Here is a 21680-nt window from a genome sequence, read left to right as displayed (position 1 = left end):
TTAAGATGGCTCACATCGAAAAACAAGCTGGCGAACTGCAGGAAAAGCTGATCGCGGTAAACCGCGTATCTAAAACCGTAAAAGGTGGCCGTATTTTCAGCTTTACCGCACTGACTGTAGTTGGTGATGGTAACGGTCGCGTTGGTTTTGGCTACGGCAAAGCACGCGAAGTTCCAGCAGCGATCCAGAAAGCGATGGAAAAAGCCCGTCGCAACATGATGAACGTCGCGCTGAACAGCGGCACCCTGCAGCACCCTGTTAAGGGCGCTCATACGGGTTCTCGCGTGTTCATGCAGCCTGCTCATGAAGGTACCGGTATCATCGCGGGTGGTGCAATGCGCGCCGTTCTCGAAGTTGCTGGGGTGCACAACGTATTGGCTAAAGCTTATGGTTCCACCAACCCGATCAACGTGGTTCGTGCAACTATCGACGCTCTGGCGAATATGAAGTCTCCTGAAATGGTCGCTGCTAAGCGTGGTAAATCCGTTGCCGACATTCTGGGGTAATTGACCATGGCTAAGACTATTAAAGTTACACAAACTCGCAGCTCAATTGGCCGTCTGCCGAAGCATAAAGCTACTCTGCTCGGTCTGGGTCTGCGTCGTATTGGTCACACCGTAGAGCGCGAGGATACTCCTGCTGTTCGCGGTATGGTCAACCTGGTTTCCTACATGGTTAAAGTTGAGGAGTAACAGATGCGTTTAAATACTCTGTCTCCGGCTGAAGGTGCCAAGCATGCGCCTAAGCGTGTAGGTCGTGGTATTGGTTCTGGCCTGGGTAAAACCGGCGGCCGTGGTCACAAAGGTCAGAAGTCTCGTTCTGGCGGTGGCGTACGTCGTGGTTTCGAAGGTGGTCAGATGCCTCTGTACCGTCGTCTGCCGAAATTCGGCTTCACTTCACGCAAAGCGATGATCACGGCAGAAGTTCGTCTGTCTGAACTGGCTCTGGTTGAAGGCGATGTTATCGACCTGAACGCGCTGAAAGCCGCTAACGTAGTTGGTGTCCAGATCGAATTCGCGAAAGTTGTACTTTCTGGCGAAGTCGCTCGTCCGGTAACCCTGCGTGGTCTGCGTGTCACCAAAGGCGCTCGTGCTGCTATCGAGGCTGCTGGCGGTAAAATTGAGGAATAAGTAGCAGATGGCTAAGCAACCAGGATTAGATTTTCAAAGTGCTAAAGGCGGGCTCGGCGAGCTGAAGCGCAGACTTTTGTTTGTAATCGGCGCGCTGATTGTCTTCCGTATCGGCTCTTTCATTCCGATTCCTGGTATCGATGCCACTGTGCTTGCCAAATTGCTTGAGCAGCAGAGAGGCACTATCATTGAAATGTTTAACATGTTCTCTGGTGGTGCCCTCAGCCGTGCTTCTATCTTTGCTCTGGGGATCATGCCGTATATCTCGGCGTCGATCATTATCCAGCTGCTGACGGTGGTTCATCCGGCGTTGGCGGAAATCAAGAAAGAAGGGGAGGCTGGCCGTCGCAAGATTAGCCAGTACACCCGCTACGGTACGCTGGTATTGGCCATATTCCAGTCGATCGGTATTGCTACCGGTCTGCCGAATATGCCTGGTATGCAGGGCCTGGTGTTAAACCCAGGCTTTGCATTCTACTTTACTGCGGTTGTGAGCCTGGTAACCGGGACAATGTTCCTGATGTGGCTGGGTGAGCAGATTACTGAACGCGGTATCGGCAACGGTATCTCGATCATTATCTTCGCGGGTATTGTAGCGGGGCTCCCGCCGGCAGTGGCCCATACTATTGAGCAAGCGCGGCAAGGCGACCTGCACTTCCTCCTGCTGCTGTTGGTTGCAGTATTGGTGTTTGCAGTAACCTTCTTCGTTGTTTTCATCGAGCGTGGTCAACGTCGTATCGTCGTTAACTATGCGAAGCGTCAACAAGGTCGTCGTGTTTATGCAGCACAGAGTACACACTTACCGTTGAAAGTGAACATGGCGGGTGTTATCCCGGCGATTTTCGCTTCCAGCATTATTCTGTTCCCGGCCACGATTGCATCATGGTTTGGGGGCGGTACCGGTTGGAACTGGCTGACTACGATTTCGCTGTATTTGCAGCCAGGGCAACCGCTTTATGTGTTACTCTATGCGTCTGCAATCATCTTCTTCTGTTTCTTCTACACGGCGTTGGTCTTCAACCCGCGTGAGACAGCAGATAACCTGAAGAAGTCCGGTGCCTTCGTACCAGGAATTCGTCCGGGAGAGCAAACGGCGAAGTATATCGATAAAGTAATGACGCGTTTAACCCTGGTGGGCGCGATGTACATTACTTTCATCTGCCTGATCCCGGAGTTCATGCGTGATGCAATGAAAGTACCATTCTACTTTGGTGGTACCTCGCTACTGATCGTGGTTGTCGTCATCATGGACTTTATGGCTCAAGTGCAAACTCTGATGATGTCAAGTCAGTACGAGTCTGCATTGAAGAAAGCAAATCTGAAAGGCTATAACCGCTAGTCAGATTCGTTTGAGAAGTTACGGAGAGTAAAAATGAAAGTTCGTGCTTCCGTCAAGAAATTATGTCGTAACTGCAAAATCGTTAAGCGTAACGGTGTCGTTCGTGTGATTTGCAGCGCCGAGCCGAAGCATAAACAGCGTCAAGGCTGATTATCTCGCATATTTTTCTTGCAAAGTTGGGTTGAGCTGGCTAGATTAGCCAGCCAATCTTTTGTATGTCGCACTGCAACATTATTTGAGTATCCTGAAAACGGGCTTTTCAGAATGGTGTTGCTGTATAAAATAGTAGGAGTGCATAGTGGCCCGTATAGCAGGCATTAACATTCCTGATCATAAACATACCGTTATCGCCTTAACGTCGATCTTCGGTATCGGTAAAACCCGTTCACAGGCTATCTGTGCATCCACGGGTATTGCTGAAAATGTTAAGATCAGTGAGCTGTCTGAAGAGCAAATCGAAAAGCTTCGTGATGCAGTTGCCAAATACACCGTTGAGGGTGATTTGCGTCGTGAAATTACCCTGAGCATCAAGCGTCTTATGGACCTTGGTTGCTATCGTGGTTTGCGTCATCGTCGTGGTCTGCCGGTACGCGGTCAGCGCACCAAGACCAACGCTCGTACCCGTAAGGGTCCGCGCAAGCCGATCAAGAAATAATCGGGGTTATTGAATAATGGCAAAGGCACCTGTTCGTACACGTAAGCGTGTAAGAAAGCAAGTCTCTGACGGCGTGGCTCATATCCATGCTTCTTTCAACAACACCATCGTTACCATCACTGATCGTCAGGGTAATGCTTTGGGTTGGGCAACAGCCGGTGGTTCCGGTTTCCGTGGTTCTCGTAAGTCCACTCCGTTCGCAGCACAGGTTGCAGCAGAACGTTGTGCTGACGCAGTAAAAGAATACGGTATCAAGAACCTGGAAGTTATGGTTAAAGGACCTGGTCCTGGTCGTGAGTCTACTATCCGCGCTCTGAACGCGGCTGGTTTCCGCATCACTAATATTACTGATGTGACTCCGATCCCTCATAACGGTTGTCGTCCGCCGAAAAAGCGCCGCGTGTAACGCAGCTTTTAGGATTGTTGGAGAAAGAAAATGGCAAGATATTTGGGTCCTAAGCTCAAGCTGAGCCGTCGTGAGGGCACAGACCTGTTCCTTAAGTCTGGCGTTCGCGCGATCGATTCCAAGTGTAAAATTGAACAAGCACCTGGTCAGCACGGTGCGCGTAAACCGCGTCTGTCTGATTACGGTGTTCAGTTGCGTGAGAAGCAGAAAGTTCGCCGTATGTACGGCATTCTGGAGCGTCAATTCCGCAACTATTACAAAGAAGCAACCCGCCTGAAGGGCAACACCGGTGAAAACCTGTTGCAGCTGCTGGAAGGTCGTCTGGACAACGTTGTTTACCGTATGGGCTTCGGCGCTACTCGTGCAGAGTCACGTCAGCTGGTTAGCCATAAAGCAGTTATGGTAAACGGTCGCGTTGTTAACATCGCTTCTTATCAGGTATCTCCGAATGACGTAGTCAGCATCCGCGAGAAAGCTAAAAAGCAGTCTCGTGTTAAAGCTTCTCTGGAGCTGGCTGAGCAGCGTGAAAAGCCGACTTGGCTGGAAGTTGATGCTGCTAAGATGGAAGGCGTGTTCAAGCGTATGCCTGAACGTACCGATCTGTCTGCGGACATTAACGAACACCTGATCGTCGAGCTTTACTCCAAGTAAAGCTTAGTACCAAAGAGAGGACACAATGCAGGGTTCTGTGACAGAGTTTCTAAAACCGCGCCTGGTAGATATCGAGCAAGTCAGTTCGACGCACGCCAAGGTGACCCTTGAGCCTTTAGAGCGTGGCTTTGGCCATACTCTTGGCAACGCACTGCGCCGTATTCTGCTTTCATCTATGCCGGGTTGCGCGGTGACCGAGGTTGAGATTGATGGTGTACTGCATGAGTACAGCACCAAAGAAGGCGTACAGGAAGATATCCTGGAGATCCTGCTCAACCTGAAAGGGCTGGCGGTGAGAGTTCAAGGCAAAGACGAAGTTATTCTTACCCTGAATAAATCTGGCATTGGCCCTGTGACCGCTGCCGACATCACCCATGATGGTGATGTCGAAATCGTCAAGCCTCAGCACGTGATCTGCCACCTGACTGATGAGAACGCGGCTATCAGCATGCGTATCAAAGTTCAGCGCGGTCGCGGTTATGTGCCGGCTTCTGCCCGAATTCATTCGGAAGAAGATGAGCGCCCAATCGGTCGTCTGTTGGTTGACGCCTGCTACAGCCCTGTAGAGCGTATCGCCTACAATGTTGAAGCTGCGCGTGTAGAACAGCGTACTGACTTGGATAAGCTGGTCATCGAGATGGAGACCAATGGCACGATCGATCCTGAAGAGGCGATCCGCCGTGCGGCCACCATTCTGGCTGAACAACTTGAAGCTTTCGTTGACCTGCGTGATGTACGTCAGCCGGAAGTTAAAGAAGAGAAACCGGAATTCGATCCGATCTTGCTGCGCCCTGTTGACGATCTGGAATTGACTGTCCGCTCTGCTAACTGCCTCAAGGCAGAAGCTATCCACTACATCGGTGATCTGGTACAGCGTACCGAGGTTGAGTTGCTGAAAACGCCAAACCTGGGTAAAAAATCTCTTACCGAGATTAAAGACGTGCTGGCCTCACGTGGTCTGTCTCTGGGCATGCGCCTGGAAAACTGGCCGCCGGCAAGCATTGCTGACGAGTAACCGGATCACAGGTTAAGGTTTTACTGAGAAGGATAAGGTCATGCGCCATCGTAAGAGTGGTCGTCAACTGAACCGTAACAGCAGCCATCGCCAGGCTATGTTCCGTAACATGGCCGGCTCTTTGGTTCGTCATGAGATCATCAAGACGACCCTGCCAAAAGCAAAAGAGCTGCGTCGCGTTGTTGAGCCGCTGATTACTCTTGCCAAGACCGACAGCGTAGCTAATCGTCGTCTGGCATTCGCCCGTACTCGTGATAACGAGATCGTGGCAAAACTGTTTAACGAGCTGGGCCCGCGTTTCGCGAGCCGTGCCGGTGGTTACACTCGCATTCTGAAGTGTGGCTTCCGCGCAGGCGACAACGCGCCGATGGCATACATCGAGCTGGTTGATCGTGCTGAGTCTCAAGCAGAAGTAGCAACTGCAGAGTAATCTGTAGACGCGTAAAAAAACCGGGCTTGCCCGGTTTTTTTACGTCCAAACCCAGCCAAATGTGCGTAATTCCCCCGCTGTGCTTAAGATCCCTGCTCCCATCCGTTATGCTAAGGCTTATTCATTACGTTAAGCGAGGCTGTCTGTTATGTGGCTGCTCGATCAATGGGCGGAACGTCATATCCTTGATGCTCAGGATAAAGGCGAGTTCGACAATCTGCCCGGCCAGGGCCAACCGTTGGCGCTGGAAGATGACAGCGCGGTACCGGCCGAGCTACGCGCCGGTTACCGTCTGCTGAAAAATGCCGGTTACCTGCCACCGGCACTGGAAGATCGCAAAGAGGCATTGACCGTTGCTCGCCTGCTGCAAGGGATTAACAATGAGCACCCGGATTATGTCGAGCTCAGCAAACGCATGGCGCTGTTGGAACATCGGTTGCGTCAAGCCGGAATGAGCACGGATTTCTTACATGGTGAATATCAGCGCGCGCTGGACGGCAAATTCACCCGAGAGGAGAAGTAATGTTCAAGATAGGTCAGTTGGCCAAGCTTGCCGAAGTGACGCCGGATACCGTACGTTACTATGAAAAGCAGGGCATGATGGATCACAATGTTCGCACCGAAGGCGGCTATCGGCTGTATACCGAACAGGATCTGCAGCGGCTTCGCTTCATTCGCTATGCCAAGCAGCTGGGGTTTACTCTGGAAACGATCGCCGAGTTGCTGTCGATCCGCGTCGATCCTGAGCATCATACCTGCCAGGAATCGAAGTCGATCGTCGATGCGCGCCTGAGCGAAGTGGAAAGCAAGTTGGCGGAGCTGACTCGTATGCGCGAATCGCTGAAGCGGCTGAGTGATGCCTGCTGCGGCACTGCCCATACCAGCAATTATTGCTCTATTTTGGAGGCCCTGGAACAGGGCGCAAGCGATGAAAAAGGCAAAAAAGGTTGCTGACGGCACTTTAATTTTTATACTGCCGGCAGTATTATCGCCCCGTTTTATTACCCCACCTTTTACAGGAGCATTATCATGACGAAATATCGTCACACTAAAGGTCAGATTCAAGATAACGCCATTGAGGCGCTGCTGCATGATCCGCTATTCCGTCAACGAGTAGAAAAGAATGTGAAAGGCAAAGGCAGCTATCGGCGTAAAGAAAAACACACTAAGGGCGGTAACTGGGAGGCCAGTGGTAAACAATCAAGCGATAATTTACCACTGGCCTTCTGGTTTTAAGCATTAAAAAAGCCACCTTCATCAGGTGGCTTTTTATTGGCATAACCAAACGCTGTTTTACAGTTTTGGCTGCTGTTGCTGGCTCAGCAAGTCACGAATTTCCGTCAGCAGTTTCTCTTCTGCAGTAGGTTCTGGCGGCGCTGCCGGCGCTTCTTCCTGCTTGCGGCGCATTTTGTTCATCAATTTAATCGCCAGGAAGATGGCGAAGGCGACAATCACGAAGTCGAACACGGTTTGGATGAATGAACCGTAATTCATTACTACCGCCGGCACGGCGCCCTGAGCTTCACGTAATACCAGATGGAACTGTTTAAAGTCGACACCACCGATCAGTAAGCCCAGCGGTGGCATGATGATATCGGCCACGAAGGACGAAACAATCTTGCCGAACGCGGCACCGATAATCACACCGACGGCCAGATCGACCACGTTGCCACGCATGGCAAATTCGCGAAACTCTTTCAACATACTCATAGAACGCACCCCTTGCAGAATTAATAACTCAAGTTTAACAAAGCAATTTCCCTTTGCCACAAAAGGAGAGAAGTTTTATCTCTTCCCAAGGCAGAGAACAACCACGCGATTATAGACCATCGCCAAATAAATTCGTTCTACAAGAAGAACGGGCTTGGTTGGAACAAGCGTTCAACGTCCGGTACGAATTTCTTGTCGGTAATAAACATGATGACGTGATCGCCCTGTTCGATCTTGCTGTTACCGTTGGCGATGATCACGTCGTCGCCGCGCACGATAGCGCCGATAGTGGTGCCCGGTGGCAGCTTAATGTCTTCGACGATGCGCCCGACCACTTTGGAGGTGCTTTCATCGCCGTGAGCAATCGCTTCGATCGCTTCCGCTACACCGCGGCGCAACGACGAGACGCTGACGATATCCGCTTTGCGCACGTGTCCCAACAGGGCGGATATGGTCGCCTGCTGGGGTGAAATGGCAATATCGATCACGCTGCCTTGCACCAGATCGACATAGGCGCGGCGCTGGATCAATACCATTACCTTCTTGGCGCCCATGCGTTTGGCCAGCATCGCCGACATGATGTTGGCTTCATCGTCGTTGGTGATGGCGATGAAGACATCCACCTGCTCAACGTGCTCTTCGGCCAGCAGCTCCTGATCGGAGGCATCGCCGTAGAACACGATGGTATCGTGCAGCTGTTCGGCCAGTTCGGCGGCGCGTTGCTGATTGCGCTCGATCAGTTTGACGTTGTAGTCTTTTTCCAGTTTGGCGGCCAGGCCTGCGCCGACGTTGCCGCCGCCGACGATCATGATGCGTTTATAAGGTTTTTCCAGCCGTTGCAGTTCGCTCATCACCGCACGGATGTGTTGTGAGGCGGCGACGAAGAAGACTTCATCACCGGCTTCGATAATGGTCGAGCCTTGCGGACGGATCGGTCGGTCCTGGCGGAAAATAGCGGCGACGCGGGTGTCGATATGTGGCATGTGCTCGCGCATCGAAGAGAGCGCATTGCCGACCAGCGGGCCGCCGTAATAGGCTTTAACCGCAGCGATGCTGACCTTGCCTTCGGCGAAGTTGACCACCTGCAGCGCGCCAGGGTATTCAATCAGCTTGTAGATATAATCGATGACCAGCTGCTCCGGCGAAATCAGATGGTCGATCGGCACCGCTTCCGGCAGGAACAGTTTCTCCGACTCGCGAATATATTCCGGCGCGCGGATGCGGGCGATACGGTTGGGGGTATTAAACAGAGAATAGGCGATCTGGCAGGCGATCATGTTGGTTTCGTCGGAGTTGGTGACGGCGACCAGCATGTCGGCGTCTTCCGCGCCGGCTTCACGCAGCACCCGAGGGTGGGAGCCGTGTCCCTGAACCACGCGCAGATCGAATTTATCCTGCAGCTGACGCAACCGGCCGGAATCGGTATCGACGACGGTGATATCGTTGTTTTCACCCACCAGGTTTTCCGCCAGCGTCCCGCCAACCTGACCGGCACCAAGAATAATTATTTTCATCGTGTTCTCTGCTTCACACTGAAAGACTTAGGGCGCGCACGCACGCCCTGAAGCATTACATTTTAATCAGCTTAGCGTAAAAGAAGCCATCGCCATCCTCGGGATGCGGGATATTCTGCCGCCCTGGCCGCTGCGCATCGCCGGTTTCAACCAGCTTGGCATCGGTGTGGCGCTGCAAGAACGCAGCGATCTGGCTGCTGTTTTCATCCGGTAGGATAGAGCAGGTGGCGTACACCATCACGCCGCCCGACTTCAGATGTGGCCAGACGGCTTCCAGGATTTCGGCCTGTAGCGCGGCGAGTTCGGCTATGTCGCGATCGCGGCGCAGCCATTTGATGTCGGGGTGACGGCGGATCACGCCGGTGGCGGAACAAGGTGCGTCCAGCAGGATCCGGTCGAACTGTTTGTCACCGCACCACTGCTGCGGCGTACGGCCATCGCCCAGTTTAACTTCGGCGTGCAAACGCAGGCGCTGCAGGTTTTCTTTCACCCGCGCCAGACGCTGTTCGTCGATATCGACGGCCATGACGTGCGATTTCGGCGCCGCTTCCAGAATATGCGTGGTTTTACCGCCAGGCGCGGCGCACAAGTCGAGGATCTGTTCGCCGTCTTGCGGATCCAACAGATCGACACATCCCTGGGCTGAGGCATCTTGCACGGTGACCCAGCCGTCGGCGAACCCTGGCAGATCGGTCACGGCGCAAGGCGCCAGCAAGCGCACCGCGTCCGCATAGTTTGCATGAGACTCCGCGGCGATGCCGGCGTCGGTTAGCAGCTGCAGATAGGCATCACGGGTGTGATGCAGGCGATTGACACGCAGCCACATCGGCGGTTTCTGGTTATTCGCGTCGACGATCTTTTCCCAGTTGGCGGGATAAGCCTGTTGAATGCGTTTGAGCAGCCAGCTGGGGTGCAGATAGCGACTGTCATTATTGGCGGCGCGCTGCAGCAGCTCTTCCTGCTGGCGCTGGAATTGCCGCAATACGCCGTTAATCAGGCCTTTCAACTGTGGACGTTTCAGCGCAACCGCGCCTTCTACGGTTTCCGCCAGTACGGCGTGCGCCGGGATGCGGGTATACAGCAGCTGGTACAGGCCGACCATCAGCAAATAGTGCAGCGTACGCTGCTTGCCGGTCAGCGGTTTGGCCATCAATTGCTGAATGCACCATTCGAGTTGCGGCAGTACGCGTAACGTGCCGAAGCACAGTTCCTGCAACAACCCGCGGTCTTTGTCGCTGATGGAAGTTTGCAGCGCCGGCAGGACAGTGCTGAGCGACTGCCCCTGATCCAGCACCTGGCCGATGGCTTTGGCAGCGATGCTGCGGAGATTGTAATTATTTTTCATAGGCTAAAGCTGATAACGATCGGCATTGAGAAAATAACGGCCCGGCGATGAGCGGCCGGGCAGTGGGGTGACTTACAGCCGGTTGCCCGGGGTAAACCATTCACGGCGTGAATTTAACAGGTCTTGCGCCGACATCGGTTTCTTGCCGGCGGGCTGTAGTTGGATCAGATTGAGAATACCGTCGGCGGTCGCTACCTGAATGCCGTGCTTGTCGGCATGGACAACGGTGCCTGGCTCCGCGTTGGTGCTTTGCGCCAGTACGCTGGCTTGCCACACTTTCACTGGTTGATCGTCGATGGTGAAGTAGCTGATCGGCCAAGGGTTGAAGGCGCGGATGCAGCGCTCCAGCTGGGCGGCAGACAGGCTCCAGTCCAGACGCGCTTCTTCTTTGCTCAGTTTTTCAGCGTAGGTGACTTGCGCTTCGTCCTGCACCTCACGGATGGCGCTGCCGTCGGCCATTTGGCGCAGCGTAGTCAGCATGCCCTGTGGGCCTAGCTGGGCCAGCTTGTCGTAGAGACTGGCGCTGGTATCGCTGCTCTCAATCGGGCAGGCAATTTTGTGCATCATGTCGCCGGTATCGAGACCGACATCCATCTGCATGATGGTCACGCCGGTTTCGCTGTCGCCGGCCCAGAGCGAACGCTGGATAGGCGCTGCGCCACGCCAGCGTGGCAGAAGCGAGCCGTGTACGTTGATGCAGCCGAGGCGTGGCATATCCAACACGGCTTGCGGCAGGATCAGCCCGTAGGCGACCACCACCATTACGTCGGCGTTGAGATCGGCCACTAGGTGCTGATTCTCTTCGGGGCGCAGCGATTTGGGCTGAAATACCGGCAGTTGGTGTTGTTCGGCCAGCACTTTGACCGGGCTGGGCGTCAGCTTGTTGCCGCGGCCCGCCGGGCGGTCGGGCTGGGTGAATACGCCGACAATCTGGTGCTCAGATGACAACAGCGCGTCAAGGTGACGCGCTGCGAAGTCTGGGGTTCCGGCAAAAATAATCCGTAAAGAGTCAGACACGTTGATTTCCTGATCGGTTAGGCGCGGGCTTGAAGCTTGGCCATTTTTTCCAGTTTCTGACGAATGCGCTGGCGCTTGAGCGGCGACAGGTAATCGACGAACAGCTTGCCCATCAGGTGATCCATCTCGTGTTGGATGCAGATCGCCAGCAGATCGTCCGCTTCCAGCTCGAAAGGTTTGCCGTCGCGATCCAGCGCGCGGATCTTCACCTGTGCAGCACGTGGTACCAACGCACGCTGCTCGGGAATGGAAAGACAGCCTTCCTCGATACCGGTTTCGCCGCTTTTTTCCAGCAGCTCCGGGTTGATCAGGACCAGGCGCTGATCGCGATTCTCGGAGACGTCGATCACGATAATGCGCTGATGGATATCCACCTGAGTCGCAGCCAGGCCAATACCTTCCTCTGCGTACATGGTTTCAAACATATCATCCACGATGCGCTGGATATCCGCATTGACTTCTTTTACCGGCGCTGCGACTTTGCGCAGACGCTCGTCTGGGAAATGTAATACCTGCAAGACTGACATATATCTTTAGATCTGTATCCGAGTAATGAACGAGGTTTAACCTCTATTCTAGACATTTCCCGGCCTGATTGACAGCATTGCGCACCAATTGCTCAGATTGGTAATACCACCGTTTTTGCTGAGGGAACAGACGATGCGGCTGGAAGAGATCGCTTTACGAATGCGAGGAGTAACGGGGTTACAGACCGTCGTGGCCAGCCGGATCGTGCAGCAGCTATCGCAAATGGGTTGCGAGCCTCGCAGCGCGTTGCGTGAACTGGGATTAAACGAACGGCAGCAGGCACAGTTCAACCAGGTGGATACCGGCTATCTGGCGGCGACCCTGCGTTGGCTGGAGGACCCGGCACACCATATGGTGAACTACGGGGCGGCCGGCTATCCCGAGCGCCTGGCCCAGATCGACGATGCGCCGCTGTTTCTGCTGATCGAGGGCGATCCTCAGGCGTTATTGTACCCGCAGCTCGCCATGGTTGGCAGCCGGCAGTTCAGCCACTACGGCGAGCGTTGGGCTAACCATTTTGCCGAGGAATTGGCGCGTTGCGGTTTCACCATCACCAGCGGTTTGGCGATTGGCATCGACGGCATTTGCCATCGTGCAGCGCTGGCGGCCGGTGGTTGCACGGTAGCGGTATTGGGCAGCGGGCTAGCCAATGTCTATCCACGCCGGCATCGCAGGCTCGCGGAGCAGATTACCGGGCAGGGCGGCGCGGTGATTTCAGATCATTTAGTTACCGATTTACCTCTGGCCGATCATTTTCCGCGCCGCAACCGCATTATCAGCGGGCTGAGCCAGGGGGTTCTGGTTATTGAAGCCTCGTTGCGTAGCGGTACCCTGGTGACCGCTCGCTATGCGTTGGGTCAGGGCCGTGAGGTGTTTGCCTTGCCTGGGCCATTAGGAAACCCGATGAGCGAGGGGACGCACTGGCTGATCCAACAGGGCGCGCATCTGGTCACCGGGCCGAAAGATATCGCAGAATTGCTGGGAAGCGGCCTTCAATGGCTGTCACTGAACGAAAATACAACTATTTGTGCGTCACAGGCTGAAGTTGAATTGCCATTTGCCGATGTGTTGGCTAACGTAGGAGATGAGGTGACACCTGTTGACGTCGTCGCTGAACGTGCCGGCCAACCTGTGCCAGTGGTGGTAATCAAGTTACTCGAACTGGAGTTAGCAGGGTGGATCGCAGCTGTACCCGGCGGCTATGTCCGAATAAGGAGGGCAAGCCATGTTCGACGTACTCATGTACTTGTTTGAAACTTATATCCACAATGAACCAGAGATGCGCGTCGATCAGGATCAACTGACCGATGATCTCGCTCAGGCGGGGTTTCATCGGGATGATATCTATAACGCGTTGAATTGGCTTGAGAAGTTGGCTGACCTGCAAGAAGGTCAAAATGCGCCTTACTTTATGGATGCCGATCCGCTGGCAATGCGGATCTACACCGAAGAGGAAGGTGCGCGTTTGGATGCCGGCTGCCGTGGTTTTCTCCTGTTCCTGGAACAGATTCAGGTATTGAACCTCGAAACCCGTGAAATGGTTATCGACCGCGTTATGGCCTTGGATAATGCGGAATTCGATCTCGAAGATCTGAAATGGGTCGTGTTGATGGTGCTGTTTAATATCCCCGGATATGAAAGCGCCTATCAGCAAATGGAAGAACTGTTGTTTGAAGTGAACGAAGGTTATCTGCATTGAGCCGATAACGCGCATAGAAGACGTTATGACAAAAAACGCGATTTTTGCCGCCAGGCAAAATGAACCCTGTCCGGAATGCGGGGCCGAGCTGGTGATCCGTAGCGGTCGCCACGGCCCCTTCCTCGGCTGTTCCCAGTATCCTCAATGCCAATATATTCGCCCGCTGAAAGCGCAGGCCGATGGGCATATCGTGAAGGTGCTGGATGGGCAGCAGTGCCCGAAGTGCCAGGCGACGTTGGTGCTGCGTCAGGGGCGCTATGGCATGTTTATCGGCTGCAGCGATTATCCGCAGTGCGATCACACTGAAGTGATCGATAAACCTGACGAAACCGCCATTACCTGTCCGCAGTGCGGTCAGGGCAAGCTGCTGCAGCGTAAGTCGCGCTACGGCAAGGTTTTTCATTCCTGCGATCGTTATCCGGAATGCCAATTCGCCCTCAATGTTAAACCCGTCGCCGGTGAATGCGCCTATTGCCATTATCCGTTGCTGATGGAAAAGCGCACGGCAAAAGGCCCCGTCCTGTGCTGTGCCAGCAAGCTGTGCGGAAAACCCGTCGCGACTACAGAATAATCACATCATGAACTCAGAATTAAGTCCGAACCTTTTATCTATCATCGATGCTTTGCATCAACAGCAGGTGATTGCCTATCCCACCGAAGCGGTATTCGGGCTGGGATGCGATCCCGACAGCGAACAGGCGGTCAATGCGCTGCTGGCGTTGAAACAGCGGCCGTGGGAAAAGGGGCTGATTCTGATCGCCGCCGACTATGCGCAGCTGAAGCCTTACATCGATGACAGCACGCTTAGCGAACAGCAGCGCGCGACGATGTTCGCCAGCTGGCCTGGGCCGGTAACCTGGGTGTTGCCTGCTCGGCCGGAGACGCCACGTTTACTGACCGGGTGTTTCAGCTCGCTGGCGGTGCGTGTCAGCGATCATCCGTTGGTGCAGCAGCTGTGTCGGCAGTACGGCAAGCCGCTAGTGTCGACCAGTGCCAATCTCAGTGGGCTGGAACCGTGCCGTAGTGCGGATGAGGTCACACGGCAATTTGGCGAAGCTTTCCCGGTATTGGCCGGCGAGGTGGGTGGCCGTCTTAATCCTTCCGAAATCAGAGATGCTCTGACCGGCGAGCAAATCCGTCAGGGCTAGGGGTAATGGGCATGGAGAAGTTTGCGGTATTTGGCAACCCTATTGGCCACAGCAAGTCGCCGCGAATTCATGCGTTGTTTGCTGCCCAGACCGGCATTGAGCATCCTTATGGAGCGGTGTTGGCGCCGCTGGACGGTTTTGAAACCAGCCTGCAGGCGTTTATCCACGCCGGAGGACTGGGGGCGAACGTCACGGTACCTTTCAAAGAGCGTGCTTATGAGCTCGCCTCCGAGCTGAGCGAACGCGCGGCGATGGCCGGAGCGGTCAATACCTTAAAGGTATTGCCTAATGGCGATCTATTGGGGGATAACACCGACGGCATCGGTTTGCTGACCGATCTGCAGCGTCAGCAATTGATCCGGGTGCAGGATCGCATTCTGCTGGTGGGCGCCGGCGGCGCGGCGCGCGGTGTGATCCTGCCGCTGCTGTCTTTCGGCTGCCGGCTCACGATCACCAACCGTACCTTCAGCCGGGCCCAAGAGTTGGCCCACGCTTTCCGGCATCTGGGGGAGATCTCGGCGGCGCCGATGGATCAGCTGGATCAACAAGCGTTCGATCTGGTGATCAATGCGACGGCGTCCGGCATCAGCGGGGAGATCCCGGCGTTGCCTGCGGGCGTAGTCAATGCGCAAACCCGTTGCTATGACATGTTCTATCAGCAGGGTGTCACGCCGTTCCTGGCCTGGGCGCAGCAGCAGAGCGCAACGGAATATGCCGATGGGCTGGGCATGTTGGTGGGGCAGGCGGCGCATGCTTTCCTGCTTTGGCACGGAGTGATGCCAGAGATCGAGCCGGTATTGCGCCAGCTGCGCAGCGAACTGGCGGCATGAATCCTACCCCGTTCTCTTTATAGGGAACGGGGCGTCCGTCAGATGTCTTCTGACAGGTATTCATCTTTCCAGCGTACATAGTTGTTAGAGGAATAAAGCAACCCTTCCAACTCGGCGGCGGTCAACGGCCGCACCTGGCGTGCCGGGCTGCCCATATAGAGATAGCCGCTGGCCAGACGTTTACCCGGCGCCACCAAACTGCCGGCGCCAATCATCACGTCGTCTTCTACTACTACACCGTCCAGCAGGATCGATCCCATACCGACCAGCACCCGGTTGCCGATGGCGCAGCCGTGCAGCATCGCTTTATGGCCTACGGTCACGTCTTCTCCAATCAACAGGGGATAACCGTCGGGGTTATGTTCGGAGCGGTGAGTCACATGCAGTACGCTGCCGTCCTGTATGTTGCTGCGCGCGCCGATATTTACCGCATTGACGTCGCCGCGGATGGCGACCAGCGGCCAGATGCTGACGTCATCCGCCAGATCGACGTCACCAATCACGACGCTGGAAGGATCGATCAAGACGCGTTGACCGAGTTTAGGGGTGTATTGAAGATAAGAACGTACTGCATCGGACATAGTGCTGCCTCACGTCGGGATCATATTTACCGGCAATACTAGACTCTGGCGATGGAATTACAACCAATCGCAGCGCCGGATCCTGCGGAAAATGGCCCTGATCGCACAAGATCCACCCGGAAGGGCTGAAAAGTGTGCAAACAGAAAGAAAAGATCAAAAAAGGGGTTGTGCAAAAAACTCGGATCCCTATAATGCGCCTCCATCGACACGGCGCAAGTGATTCACTTCACACAGCGGCCGGGAAGAAAGAGAAAAAATCCTGAAAATTAGGGTTGACTCTGAAAGAGGAAAGCGTAATATACGCCACCTCGAGTTAGCAAGCGAAAGCGCCTAACTCACTGCTCTTTAACAATTTATCAGACAATCTGTGTGGGCACTCCACAAGACGATATCCAGCATCTTTGGATGCAAAAAAATATCAAGTCTTGAAGAGTGACTAACTGAAGTAAAATTCATGCAGTAAATCTTTGAGCATCGCTTCTCGAGTGGAAGCAAATCAAGCTTTTAATTGAAGAGTTTGATCATGGCTCAGATTGAACGCTGGCGGCAGGCTTAACACATGCAAGTCGAGCGGTAGCACAGGGGAGCTTGCTCCCTGGGTGACGAGCGGCGGACGGGTGAGTAATGTCTGGGAAACTGCCTGATGGAGGGGGATAACTACTGGAAACGGTAGCTAATACCGCATAACGTCGCAAGACCAAAGAGGGGGACCTTCGGGCCTCTTGCCATCAGATGTGCCCAGATGGGATTAGCTAGTAGGTGGGGTAATGGCTCACCTAGGCGACGATCCCTAGCTGGTCTGAGAGGATGACCAGCCACACTGGAACTGAGACACGGTCCAGACTCCTACGGGAGGCAGCAGTGGGGAATATTGCACAATGGGCGCAAGCCTGATGCAGCCATGCCGCGTGTGTGAAGAAGGCCTTCGGGTTGTAAAGCACTTTCAGCGAGGAGGAAGGTGGTGAACTTAATACGTTCATCAATTGACGTTACTCGCAGAAGAAGCACCGGCTAACTCCGTGCCAGCAGCCGCGGTAATACGGAGGGTGCAAGCGTTAATCGGAATTACTGGGCGTAAAGCGCACGCAGGCGGTTTGTTAAGTCAGATGTGAAATCCCCGGGCTCAACCTGGGAACTGCATTTGAAACTGGCAAGCTAGAGTCTCGTAGAGGGGGTAGAATTCCAGGTGTAGCGGTGAAATGCGTAGAGATCTGGAGGAATACCGGTGGCGAAGGCGGCCCCCTGGACGAAGACTGACGCTCAGGTGCGAAAGCGTGGGGAGCAAACAGGATTAGATACCCTGGTAGTCCACGCTGTAAACGATGTCGATTTGGAGGTTGTGCCCTTGAGGCGTGGCTTCCGGAGCTAACGCGTTAAATCGACCGCCTGGGGAGTACGGCCGCAAGGTTAAAACTCAAATGAATTGACGGGGGCCCGCACAAGCGGTGGAGCATGTGGTTTAATTCGATGCAACGCGAAGAACCTTACCTACTCTTGACATCCAGAGAACTTTCCAGAGATGGATTGGTGCCTTCGGGAACTCTGAGACAGGTGCTGCATGGCTGTCGTCAGCTCGTGTTGTGAAATGTTGGGTTAAGTCCCGCAACGAGCGCAACCCTTATCCTTTGTTGCCAGCGGTTCGGCCGGGAACTCAAAGGAGACTGCCAGTGATAAACTGGAGGAAGGTGGGGATGACGTCAAGTCATCATGGCCCTTACGAGTAGGGCTACACACGTGCTACAATGGCATATACAAAGAGAAGCGACCTCGCGAGAGCAAGCGGACCTCATAAAGTATGTCGTAGTCCGGATTGGAGTCTGCAACTCGACTCCATGAAGTCGGAATCGCTAGTAATCGTAGATCAGAATGCTACGGTGAATACGTTCCCGGGCCTTGTACACACCGCCCGTCACACCATGGGAGTGGGTTGCAAAAGAAGTAGGTAGCTTAACCTTCGGGAGGGCGCTTACCACTTTGTGATTCATGACTGGGGTGAAGTCGTAACAAGGTAACCGTAGGGGAACCTGCGGTTGGATCACCTCCTTACCTAAAGATATTAGTTCGAGTGGCGTGCTCACACAGATTGTCTGATGAAAAAGTAACGAGCAAAAGCGTCATAAAAGTACGGTGTCGTGTCCCCTTCGTCTAGAGGCCTAGGACACCGCCCTTTCACGGCGGTAACAGGGGTTCGAATCCCCTAGGGGACGCCAAGCTTCCGACCCACCCGGTGAAAGCGGCGGTCCTCAGTATCTGACGATACACCATATCTTAAAGATGACTTTCGAGTCATGTTTAAGATATTGCTCTTTAACAATCTGGAACAAGCTGAAAATTGAAACATGACGGCTGAAATTTATCCCTCCGTAGATGTATTGGGATAAAGAGTAACCTGTCATAGAGTCTCTCAAATGTTTGCAGCACGAACGATGGAAACATCTTCGGGTTGTGAGGTTAAGTGACTAAGCGTACACGGTGGATGCCTAGGCAGTCAGAGGCGATGAAGGGCGTGCTAATCTGCGAAAAGCGTCGGTAAGGTGATATGAACCGTTATAACCGGCGATACCCGAATGGGGAAACCCAGTGTGTTTCGACACACTATCATGTCATGAATACATAGTGGCATGAGGCGAACCGGGGGAACTGAAACATCTAAGTACCCCGAGGAAAAGAAATCAACCGAGATTCCCCCAGTAGCGGCGAGCGAACGGGGAGGAGCCCAGAACCTGAATCGGCTTGTGTGTTAGTGGAAGCGTCTGGAAAGTCGCGCAGTAAAGGGTGATAGCCCCGTACACTAAAATGCACAGGTTGTGAGTTCGATGAGTAGGGCGGGACACGTGACATCCTGTCTGAATATGGGGGGACCATCCTCCAAGGCTAAATACTCCTGACTGACCGATAGTGAACCAGTACCGTGAGGGAAAGGCGAAAAGAACCCCGGCGAGGGGAGTGAAATAGAACCTGAAACCGTGTACGTACAAGCAGTGGGAGCACCTTCGTGGTGTGACTGCGTACCTTTTGTATAATGGGTCAGCGACTTATATTTTGTAGCAAGGTTAACCGTATAGGGGAGCCGTAGGGAAACCGAGTCTTAACTGGGCGATTAGTTGCAAGGTATAGACCCGAAACCCGGTGATCTAGCCATGGGCAGGTTGAAGGTTGGGTAACACTAACTGGAGGACCGAACCGACTAATGTTGAAAAATTAGCGGATGACTTGTGGCTGGGGGTGAAAGGCCAATCAAACCGGGAGATAGCTGGTTCTCCCCGAAAGCTATTTAGGTAGCGCCTCGTGAACTCATCTTCGGGGGTAGAGCACTGTTTCGGCTAGGGGGCCATCCCGGCTTACCAAACCGATGCAAACTCCGAATACCGAAGAATGTTATCACGGGAGACACACGGCGGGTGCTAACGTCCGTCGTGAAGAGGGAAACAACCCAGACCGCCAGCTAAGGTCCCAAAGTCATGGTTAAGTGGGAAACGATGTGGGAAGGCATAGACAGCCAGGATGTTGGCTTAGAAGCAGCCATCATTTAAAGAAAGCGTAATAGCTCACTGGTCGAGTCGGCCTGCGCGGAAGATGTAACGGGGCTAAACCATGCACCGAAGCTGCGGCAGCGACGCTTAGGCGTTGTTGGGTAGGGGAGCGTTCTGTAAGCCGTTGAAGGTGGCCTGTGAGGGTTGCTGGAGGTATCAGAAGTGCGAATGCTGACATAAGTAACGATAAAGCGGGTGAAAAGCCCGCTCGCCGGAAGACCAAGGGTTCCTGTCCAACGTTAATCGGGGCAGGGTGAGTCGACCCCTAAGGCGAGGCTGAAAAGCGTAGTCGATGGGAAACAGGTTAATATTCCTGTACTTGGTGTTACTGCGAAGGGGGGACGGAGAAGGCTAGGCTAGCCGGGCGACGGTTGTCCCGGTTTAAGCGTGTAGGGGGTGTGACCTGGTAAATCCGGTTGCATACCAACCCTGAGGCGTGATGACGATGCACTACGGTGCAGAAGTAGTTGATGCCCTGCTTCCAGGAAAATCCTCTAAGCTCCAGGTAACATTGAATCGTACCCCAAACCGACACAGGTGGTCAGGTAGAGAATACCAAGGCGCTTGAGAGAACTCGGGTGAAGGAACTAGGCAAAATGGTGCCGTAACTTCGGGAGAAGGCACGCTGGCATGTAGGTGAAGTCCCTTGCGGATGGAGCTGAAGCCAGTCGAAGATACCAGCTGGCTGCAACTGTTTAATAAAACACAGCACTGTGCAAACACGAAAGTGGACGTATACGGTGTGACGCCTGCCCGGTGCTGGAAGGTTAATTGATGGGGTCAGCCGCAAGGCGAAGCTCTTGATCGAAGCCCCAGTAAACGGCGGCCGTAACTATAACGGTCCTAAGGTAGCGAAATTCCTTGTCGGGTAAGTTCCGACCTGCACGAATGGCGTAATGATGGCCAGGCTGTCTCCACCCGAGACTCAGTGAAATTGAACTCGCTGTGAAGATGCAGTGTACCCGCGGCAAGACGGAAAGACCCCGTGAACCTTTACTATAGCTTGACACTGAACATTGAGCCTTGATGTGTAGGATAGGTGGGAGGCTTTGAAGCGTGGACGCCAGTCTGCGTGGAGCCATCCTTGAAATACCACCCTTTAATGTTTGATGTTCTAACTCGGCCCCGTGATCCGGGGTGAGGACAGTGTCTGGTGGGTAGTTTGACTGGGGCGGTCTCCTCCCAAAGAGTAACGGAGGAGCACGAAGGTTAGCTAATCACGGTCGGACATCGTGAGGTTAGTGCAAAGGCATAAGCTAGCTTGACTGCGAGAGTGACGGCTCGAGCAGGTACGAAAGTAGGTCTTAGTGATCCGGTGGTTCTGAATGGAAGGGCCATCGCTCAACGGATAAAAGGTACTCCGGGATAACAGGCTGATACCGCCCAAGAGTTCATATCGACGGCGGTGTTTGGCACCTCGATGTCGGCTCATCACATCCTGGGGCTGAAGTAGGTCCCAAGGGTATGGCTGTTCGCCATTTAAAGTGGTACGCGAGCTGGGTTTAGAACGTCGTGAGACAGTTCGGTCCCTATCTGCCGTGGGCGTTGGAAGATTGAGAGGGGTTGCTCCTAGTACGAGAGGACCGGAGTGAACGCACCACTGGTGTTCGGGTTGTCATGCCAATGGCATTGCCCGGTAGCTAAGTGCGGAAAAGATAAGCGCTGAAAGCATCTAAGCGCGAAACTTGCCTCAAGATGAGTCTTCCCTGGGCCTTTAAGGCCCCTGAAGGAACGTTTAAGACTAAGACGTTGATAGGCTGGGTGTGTAAGTGCAGCGATGCATTGAGCTAACCAGTACTAATGATCCGTGAGGCTTAACCTTACAACACCGAAGGTGTTTTGGTGAGACCAGGACAATATTCAGCTTGTTTACAGATTGGTTCTGATGGCTTCATGAGAGTGAAGCGGTTGGAATGAAACAGAATTTGCCTGGCGGCAATAGCGCGGTGGTCCCACCTGACCCCATGCCGAACTCAGAAGTGAAACGCCGTAGCGCCGATGGTAGTGTGGGGTCTCCCCATGCGAGAGTAGGACACTGCCAGGCATCAAATTAAGCGTGCTGATATGGCTCAGTTGGTAGAGCGCACCCTTGGTAAGGGTGAGGTCCCCAGTTCGACTCTGGGTATCAGCACCACTTTATTTAAAGTG

Annotated in this window: 24 protein-coding genes, 2 tRNA genes and 3 rRNA genes; 23 read left to right on the top strand and 6 right to left on the bottom strand. The window is 54.0% G+C overall.

Annotation, left to right across the window (positions count from 1 at the left end; genetic code table 11):
- Positions 1-5: 5 nt before the first annotated feature.
- The 13 genes from rpsE to EGY12_RS05490 all read left to right on the top strand — a co-directional run bounded on the left by rpsE (position 6) and on the right by EGY12_RS05490 (position 6862).
- Positions 6-506, top strand: a complete 501-nt coding sequence (gene rpsE / locus EGY12_RS05550; protein ID WP_004929747.1) for a 30S ribosomal protein S5 — start codon at positions 6-8, stop codon at positions 504-506.
- Positions 507-512: 6 nt separating this feature from the next.
- Positions 513-692 carry a 50S ribosomal protein L30 gene (rpmD, locus tag EGY12_RS05545; RefSeq protein WP_048232028.1) on the top strand — a complete coding sequence of 60 codons (180 nt, stop codon included), beginning with the start codon at positions 513-515 and terminating at the stop codon, positions 690-692.
- A 3-nt stretch (positions 693-695) separates the two neighbouring features.
- Positions 696-1130: a 50S ribosomal protein L15 gene (rplO, locus tag EGY12_RS05540; RefSeq protein WP_004929742.1), complete on the top strand. Its 435-nt coding sequence runs from the start codon at positions 696-698 to the stop codon at positions 1128-1130.
- Between the two features lie 7 nt (positions 1131-1137).
- Positions 1138-2469: a preprotein translocase subunit SecY gene (secY, locus tag EGY12_RS05535; protein WP_004929740.1), complete on the top strand. Its 1332-nt coding sequence runs from the start codon at positions 1138-1140 to the stop codon at positions 2467-2469.
- Between the two features lie 33 nt (positions 2470-2502).
- Positions 2503-2619 (top strand): 50S ribosomal protein L36, encoded by a 117-nt coding sequence (gene rpmJ, locus EGY12_RS05530; RefSeq protein WP_002227352.1) that lies wholly within the window; start codon positions 2503-2505, stop codon positions 2617-2619.
- Between the two features lie 148 nt (positions 2620-2767).
- On the top strand, positions 2768-3124 hold the full coding sequence (rpsM, locus tag EGY12_RS05525; RefSeq protein WP_004929734.1) for a 30S ribosomal protein S13: 357 nt from the start codon (positions 2768-2770) through the stop codon (positions 3122-3124).
- A gap of 16 nt (positions 3125-3140) precedes the next feature.
- Positions 3141-3530: a 30S ribosomal protein S11 gene (gene rpsK / locus EGY12_RS05520; RefSeq protein ID WP_004929731.1), complete on the top strand. Its 390-nt coding sequence runs from the start codon at positions 3141-3143 to the stop codon at positions 3528-3530.
- A gap of 30 nt (positions 3531-3560) precedes the next feature.
- Positions 3561-4181, top strand: a complete 621-nt coding sequence (rpsD, locus tag EGY12_RS05515) for a 30S ribosomal protein S4 (RefSeq protein ID WP_004929729.1) — start codon at positions 3561-3563, stop codon at positions 4179-4181.
- 25 nt (positions 4182-4206) lie between these two features.
- Complete coding sequence (gene rpoA / locus EGY12_RS05510) at positions 4207-5196, top strand: DNA-directed RNA polymerase subunit alpha (protein ID WP_002919219.1); 990 nt, start codon at positions 4207-4209, stop codon at positions 5194-5196.
- Between the two features lie 40 nt (positions 5197-5236).
- On the top strand, positions 5237-5626 hold the full coding sequence (gene rplQ, locus EGY12_RS05505) for a 50S ribosomal protein L17 (RefSeq protein ID WP_004929726.1): 390 nt from the start codon (positions 5237-5239) through the stop codon (positions 5624-5626).
- 148 nt (positions 5627-5774) lie between these two features.
- Complete coding sequence (locus EGY12_RS05500; RefSeq protein WP_123892824.1) at positions 5775-6149, top strand: DUF1992 domain-containing protein; 375 nt, start codon at positions 5775-5777, stop codon at positions 6147-6149.
- Entirely contained in the window at positions 6149-6580 is a 432-nt protein-coding gene (gene zntR, locus EGY12_RS05495) for a Zn(2+)-responsive transcriptional regulator (protein ID WP_033636251.1), read from the top strand. Before EGY12_RS05500 ends, zntR begins: the two co-directional genes overlap by 1 nt.
- Before the next feature lie 75 nt (positions 6581-6655).
- Complete coding sequence (locus tag EGY12_RS05490) at positions 6656-6862, top strand: alternative ribosome-rescue factor A (protein WP_123892823.1); 207 nt, start codon at positions 6656-6658, stop codon at positions 6860-6862.
- A 57-nt stretch (positions 6863-6919) separates the two neighbouring features.
- Here EGY12_RS05490 and mscL read toward each other — a convergent pair whose 3' ends face one another.
- From mscL to def, 5 genes are all read right to left on the bottom strand, one after another.
- The gene (gene mscL / locus EGY12_RS05485; RefSeq protein ID WP_015379263.1) at positions 6920-7336 is read right to left on the bottom strand and encodes a large-conductance mechanosensitive channel protein MscL; all 417 of its coding nucleotides are present in this window, start codon (positions 7334-7336) and stop codon (positions 6920-6922) included.
- A gap of 137 nt (positions 7337-7473) precedes the next feature.
- Entirely contained in the window at positions 7474-8850 is a 1377-nt protein-coding gene (gene trkA, locus EGY12_RS05480; RefSeq protein WP_004929716.1) for a Trk system potassium transporter TrkA, read from the bottom strand.
- A 55-nt stretch (positions 8851-8905) separates the two neighbouring features.
- Positions 8906-10195, bottom strand: a complete 1290-nt coding sequence (gene rsmB / locus EGY12_RS05475; RefSeq protein ID WP_123892822.1) for a 16S rRNA (cytosine(967)-C(5))-methyltransferase RsmB — start codon at positions 10193-10195, stop codon at positions 8906-8908.
- Between the two features lie 72 nt (positions 10196-10267).
- Positions 10268-11212 (bottom strand): methionyl-tRNA formyltransferase, encoded by a 945-nt coding sequence (fmt, locus tag EGY12_RS05470; protein WP_123892821.1) that lies wholly within the window; start codon positions 11210-11212, stop codon positions 10268-10270.
- A 17-nt stretch (positions 11213-11229) separates the two neighbouring features.
- Entirely contained in the window at positions 11230-11739 is a 510-nt protein-coding gene (gene def / locus EGY12_RS05465; RefSeq protein ID WP_028127622.1) for a peptide deformylase, read from the bottom strand.
- 133 nt (positions 11740-11872) lie between these two features.
- Here def and dprA point away from each other — a divergent pair, with 133 nt between their 5' ends.
- Genes dprA through aroE form a run of 5 tightly spaced genes read left to right on the top strand, consistent with a single transcriptional unit; the run spans position 11873 to position 15417 of the window.
- The gene (gene dprA, locus EGY12_RS05460; protein ID WP_123892820.1) at positions 11873-12994 is read left to right on the top strand and encodes a DNA-protecting protein DprA; all 1122 of its coding nucleotides are present in this window, start codon (positions 11873-11875) and stop codon (positions 12992-12994) included.
- On the top strand, positions 12966-13439 hold the full coding sequence (smg, locus tag EGY12_RS05455; RefSeq protein ID WP_025160381.1) for a DUF494 family protein Smg: 474 nt from the start codon (positions 12966-12968) through the stop codon (positions 13437-13439). Before dprA ends, smg begins: the two co-directional genes overlap by 29 nt.
- A gap of 25 nt (positions 13440-13464) precedes the next feature.
- Positions 13465-14010 carry a type I DNA topoisomerase gene (locus EGY12_RS05450; RefSeq protein WP_123892819.1) on the top strand — a complete coding sequence of 182 codons (546 nt, stop codon included), beginning with the start codon at positions 13465-13467 and terminating at the stop codon, positions 14008-14010.
- 7 nt (positions 14011-14017) lie between these two features.
- Complete coding sequence (gene tsaC, locus EGY12_RS05445; RefSeq protein WP_123892818.1) at positions 14018-14587, top strand: L-threonylcarbamoyladenylate synthase type 1 TsaC; 570 nt, start codon at positions 14018-14020, stop codon at positions 14585-14587.
- 11 nt (positions 14588-14598) lie between these two features.
- Positions 14599-15417, top strand: a complete 819-nt coding sequence (gene aroE, locus EGY12_RS05440; protein WP_123892817.1) for a shikimate dehydrogenase — start codon at positions 14599-14601, stop codon at positions 15415-15417.
- 38 nt (positions 15418-15455) lie between these two features.
- Here the strand turns inward: aroE and EGY12_RS05435 are convergent, their stop codons facing one another.
- Complete coding sequence (locus tag EGY12_RS05435) at positions 15456-15998, bottom strand: gamma carbonic anhydrase family protein (RefSeq protein ID WP_123892816.1); 543 nt, start codon at positions 15996-15998, stop codon at positions 15456-15458.
- A gap of 506 nt (positions 15999-16504) precedes the next feature.
- On the opposite strand from EGY12_RS05435, the gene EGY12_RS05430 reads away from it, so the two are divergent.
- The 5 genes from EGY12_RS05430 to EGY12_RS05410 all read left to right on the top strand — a co-directional run bounded on the left by EGY12_RS05430 (position 16505) and on the right by EGY12_RS05410 (position 21666).
- A 16S ribosomal RNA gene (locus tag EGY12_RS05430) occupies positions 16505-18045 on the top strand.
- Positions 18046-18133: 88 nt separating this feature from the next.
- Positions 18134-18209 (top strand) — tRNA-Glu (locus tag EGY12_RS05425).
- A 239-nt stretch (positions 18210-18448) separates the two neighbouring features.
- Positions 18449-21354, top strand: a 23S ribosomal RNA gene (locus EGY12_RS05420).
- Positions 21355-21460: 106 nt separating this feature from the next.
- Positions 21461-21576, top strand: a 5S ribosomal RNA gene (rrf, locus tag EGY12_RS05415).
- Together the 16S, 23S and 5S rRNA genes with 2 tRNA genes alongside form the textbook arrangement of a ribosomal RNA operon.
- Before the next feature lie 14 nt (positions 21577-21590).
- Positions 21591-21666, top strand: a tRNA-Thr gene (locus tag EGY12_RS05410).
- The last annotated feature ends 14 nt before the right edge of the window (positions 21667-21680 follow it).

Origin of the sequence: Serratia sp. FDAARGOS_506 (assembly GCF_003812745.1) — a bacterium.
Classification (GTDB): Bacteria; Pseudomonadota; Gammaproteobacteria; order Enterobacterales; family Enterobacteriaceae; genus Serratia.
This window is presented reverse-complemented; position numbering and strand designations above follow the sequence as displayed.

Coding starts and splice junctions, on each gene's coding strand:
- rplO (WP_004929742.1), top strand. CDS start 696: ATGCGTTTAAATACTCTGTCTCCGGCTGAAGGTGCCAAGCATGCGCCT.
- rpmJ (WP_002227352.1), top strand. CDS start 2,503: ATGAAAGTTCGTGCTTCCGTCAAGAAATTATGTCGTAACTGCAAAATC.
- secY (WP_004929740.1), top strand. CDS start 1,138: ATGGCTAAGCAACCAGGATTAGATTTTCAAAGTGCTAAAGGCGGGCTC.
- smg (WP_025160381.1), top strand. CDS start 12,966: ATGTTCGACGTACTCATGTACTTGTTTGAAACTTATATCCACAATGAA.
- zntR (WP_033636251.1), top strand. CDS start 6,149: ATGTTCAAGATAGGTCAGTTGGCCAAGCTTGCCGAAGTGACGCCGGAT.
- dprA (WP_123892820.1), top strand. CDS start 11,873: ATGCGGCTGGAAGAGATCGCTTTACGAATGCGAGGAGTAACGGGGTTA.
- tsaC (WP_123892818.1), top strand. CDS start 14,018: ATGAACTCAGAATTAAGTCCGAACCTTTTATCTATCATCGATGCTTTG.
- EGY12_RS05450 (WP_123892819.1), top strand. CDS start 13,465: ATGACAAAAAACGCGATTTTTGCCGCCAGGCAAAATGAACCCTGTCCG.
- trkA (WP_004929716.1), bottom strand. CDS start 8,850: ATGAAAATAATTATTCTTGGTGCCGGTCAGGTTGGCGGGACGCTGGCG.
- EGY12_RS05490 (WP_123892823.1), top strand. CDS start 6,656: ATGACGAAATATCGTCACACTAAAGGTCAGATTCAAGATAACGCCATT.
- EGY12_RS05500 (WP_123892824.1), top strand. CDS start 5,775: ATGTGGCTGCTCGATCAATGGGCGGAACGTCATATCCTTGATGCTCAG.
- EGY12_RS05435 (WP_123892816.1), bottom strand. CDS start 15,998: ATGTCCGATGCAGTACGTTCTTATCTTCAATACACCCCTAAACTCGGT.
- rplQ (WP_004929726.1), top strand. CDS start 5,237: ATGCGCCATCGTAAGAGTGGTCGTCAACTGAACCGTAACAGCAGCCAT.
- aroE (WP_123892817.1), top strand. CDS start 14,599: ATGGAGAAGTTTGCGGTATTTGGCAACCCTATTGGCCACAGCAAGTCG.
- rpsK (WP_004929731.1), top strand. CDS start 3,141: ATGGCAAAGGCACCTGTTCGTACACGTAAGCGTGTAAGAAAGCAAGTC.
- mscL (WP_015379263.1), bottom strand. CDS start 7,336: ATGAGTATGTTGAAAGAGTTTCGCGAATTTGCCATGCGTGGCAACGTG.
- rpmD (WP_048232028.1), top strand. CDS start 513: ATGGCTAAGACTATTAAAGTTACACAAACTCGCAGCTCAATTGGCCGT.
- rpoA (WP_002919219.1), top strand. CDS start 4,207: ATGCAGGGTTCTGTGACAGAGTTTCTAAAACCGCGCCTGGTAGATATC.
- rpsE (WP_004929747.1), top strand. CDS start 6: ATGGCTCACATCGAAAAACAAGCTGGCGAACTGCAGGAAAAGCTGATC.
- def (WP_028127622.1), bottom strand. CDS start 11,739: ATGTCAGTCTTGCAGGTATTACATTTCCCAGACGAGCGTCTGCGCAAA.
- rsmB (WP_123892822.1), bottom strand. CDS start 10,195: ATGAAAAATAATTACAATCTCCGCAGCATCGCTGCCAAAGCCATCGGC.
- rpsD (WP_004929729.1), top strand. CDS start 3,561: ATGGCAAGATATTTGGGTCCTAAGCTCAAGCTGAGCCGTCGTGAGGGC.